This window comes from Burkholderia sp. Se-20378, assembly GCF_017104665.1.
GTDB lineage: Bacteria > Pseudomonadota > Gammaproteobacteria > Burkholderiales > Burkholderiaceae > Burkholderia > Burkholderia lata.
Window position 1 is genome coordinate 1 of sequence record NZ_JAAGPG010000904.1, and the last position, 2,294, is coordinate 2,294.

The window sequence follows — 2,294 nt, forward strand, 5'->3', positions numbered from 1 at the left end:
TATGCGCGCACCAAGCCGCCCGCGCCGAGCTTCACGCCACCGTAGTAACGCACGACCGCACCCAGCACGCCGTCGAGATCGTGATGGCGCAGCACTTCCAGGATCGGCCGGCCCGCCGTGCCCGACGCCTGCCCGTCATCCGACCTGCCCGCTTGGCACGCCGCCCGCCACGCCCCGCGCCCATCCGTGGCCGTCGGGTGTTCCTCGCGCAGGCGCTCCAGCGCCTGCATCGCGGCGCCGCGGGCGGCGTCGGCACGACCGGGGTCGTCATCTTCATCGGCTCGCCCTGCGGCGTCGGCGCCGGTTCGGGCAGCGGCGTGACGGGTTCCTTCTCGGCGGCCTTGACGGTCGCGCGGTCGCGGCGGGCCGGGTCGATCTTCAGGAAATGCTCGACGAGATTGAAGAAGCGCTCGTAGAACACGCCGGCGGGAATCGTCTCGCTGGCGGTCTTGACGAGTGCATCGTCGCTCGACCCGATCGGCAGCGACAGCGAGCCGAACACGCTGAGGCCGACGCTGGCCGACGTATTCGACTTCTTCAGCGTGTAGCGATCCTGCACCGCGTTCACGTACGCGATGCTCGACGAGCCATCGGCGTTCGCGTCTGCGCACACGACGTGAAACTCGATCACGACGTGCATGTCGTTGTTCGGCTGGAAATTCTTGCTGCCGTCGACCGCATCGTTGCGCGACGACGACACCACATACCCTTGGCTCAGCAGCGCGCGCCGCGCGGCCTCGCAGGCCGCGTCGGATTTCGAGTGGAACGTATGCGCATACGGGCTGCTGGTCGCGTCGAACTGTTCCTGCTGGTAGATCGGCTTGGGCGGCGACGAGCACGCCGCCAGCACGGTCGCGGCCGCGAGCGCGCACGAAACGGAAAACAGGCGAAATCGGTTGTGCATGGCGTCTTTCAGAAGGCTTGGCGAGAGGTCGCGCAACGGCGGGGCCTGGATGAAGCGCGCGGCAATCTCGTAAGGCCGGGGCGCCATTATAGTTTCGTTTGATGTCGCACTCGCTTCAGTCGGCCGATGCGCCGCGTGCGGCGGCCAGCAATTGCGACGTCAGCGGATGGTGTTCGCCGCGCCGCGAGCGGATCGCGTGGATCTCCTCGGTCACGTCGCCCGCGCGCCCGAGTCGCCGCAACCCGCGCAGCAGCGACGCATCGTTCGCGCCGAGTTCGCTCAGCGGAAACACGCCGAGCCCGCGCGCCGCGAACACGGCCATCAGCGCGCTGTCCTCGAATTCCCCGGCCACGCGCGGCACGATCCGTTCGCCTTCCAGCCACAGGTCGAGGCGCGCGCGCAGCGCCGAATGCGCGGTCGGCAGCAGCACGGGCAGGTCGGCGAGGCACAGCGGAAAGTGCTGCCGCGCGGCCGGCGTGACGAGCGCCGCGGGGCCATACCAGTCGACCGGCGACGCGACGAGCCGCTCGCTCGTCACGCGCAGGTTCGAACCGGACGGCGCCCCCTGGCCGGCCAGCACCAGGTCGAGATGATGCAGCGCCAGCTCCGCGAGCAGCGCATCGTGCTCGCCTTCGTGGCACAGCAGCCGCAGCGTGGGCGTATCCAGCACGGGCGCGAGGATCGCGTGCGCGGCGAGCTTGGAGATGCCGTCCGCGAGGCCGACCGCGAGCCGCACGGTCGGCTGGCTGGCCGCCGCGCGCACTTCGTCGGGGATCAGCCGCCCCATTTCGAAGATCGCCTCCGCGCGTGCAAACGCGGCCTGGCCGGCGTCGGTCATCGTGACGCCGCGCCCGGCCGGGCGCAATAACTGGTGCCCGAGCGCTTTTTCGAGCTCGCGCACCTGCGCACTGATGGTCTGCACGGCCATGTCGAGCCGCGCGGCCGCGCGCGCGAAGCCGCCTTCCTTCACGACGACCCAGAAGTAGTACAGATGTCGGAAATTGAGCATCGGATCGTAATTTCGGAAAAACCGAACCAAAAGTCAGATTCTCTCTGATTTTTCCGAAGTCCGGGGCGGCATATCATCTGGCTTTCCACTTTCGTATCGGCCCATTTCATGGACTACCTGCTGACGCTTGCCGTTGACCCCGCCGTCTGGGCTGCGCTTCTGACGCTCGTCGTGATGGAAGTCGTGCTCGGCATCGACAACCTGATCTTCATCTCGATCCTCAGCAACAAGCTGCCCGAGGCGCAGCGCGCCCGCACGCAGCGCCTCGGCATCGCGCTCGCGCTGGTGATGCGCCTCGCGCTGCTCGGCAGCGTCGCGTGGATCGCGAGCCTCACCGAACCCGTGTTCACGCTGTTCGACCATGCGTTCTCGTGGCGCGAC

Annotated in this window: 2 protein-coding genes and 2 pseudogenes; 1 reads left to right on the forward strand and 3 read right to left on the reverse strand. The window is 68.2% G+C overall.

The annotated features are described in order from the left end of the window. The 3 genes and pseudogenes from G3N93_RS38805 to G3N93_RS38815 all read right to left on the reverse strand — a co-directional run. Positions 1-242 (reverse strand): annotated as a pseudogene (locus G3N93_RS38805) (YigZ family protein); the annotation flags it as partial. Beyond that, positions 233-904 (reverse strand): annotated as a pseudogene (locus G3N93_RS38810) (DUF2242 domain-containing protein); the annotation flags it as partial. The pseudogenes G3N93_RS38805 and G3N93_RS38810, both read right to left, overlap by 10 nt. A gap of 115 nt (positions 905-1,019) precedes the next feature. Continuing rightward, the gene (locus G3N93_RS38815; protein WP_206135417.1) at positions 1,020-1,913 is read right to left on the reverse strand and encodes a LysR family transcriptional regulator; all 894 of its coding nucleotides are present in this window, start codon (positions 1,911-1,913) and stop codon (positions 1,020-1,022) included. Between the two features lie 108 nt (positions 1,914-2,021). On the opposite strand from G3N93_RS38815, the gene G3N93_RS38820 reads away from it, so the two are divergent. Beyond that, the coding region (locus tag G3N93_RS38820) for a TerC family protein (RefSeq protein ID WP_374196557.1) at positions 2,022-2,294 on the forward strand (273 nt) is incomplete at its 3' end.

Coding starts and splice junctions, on each gene's coding strand:
- G3N93_RS38815 (WP_206135417.1), bottom strand. CDS start 1,913: ATGCTCAATTTCCGACATCTGTACTACTTCTGGGTCGTCGTGAAGGAA.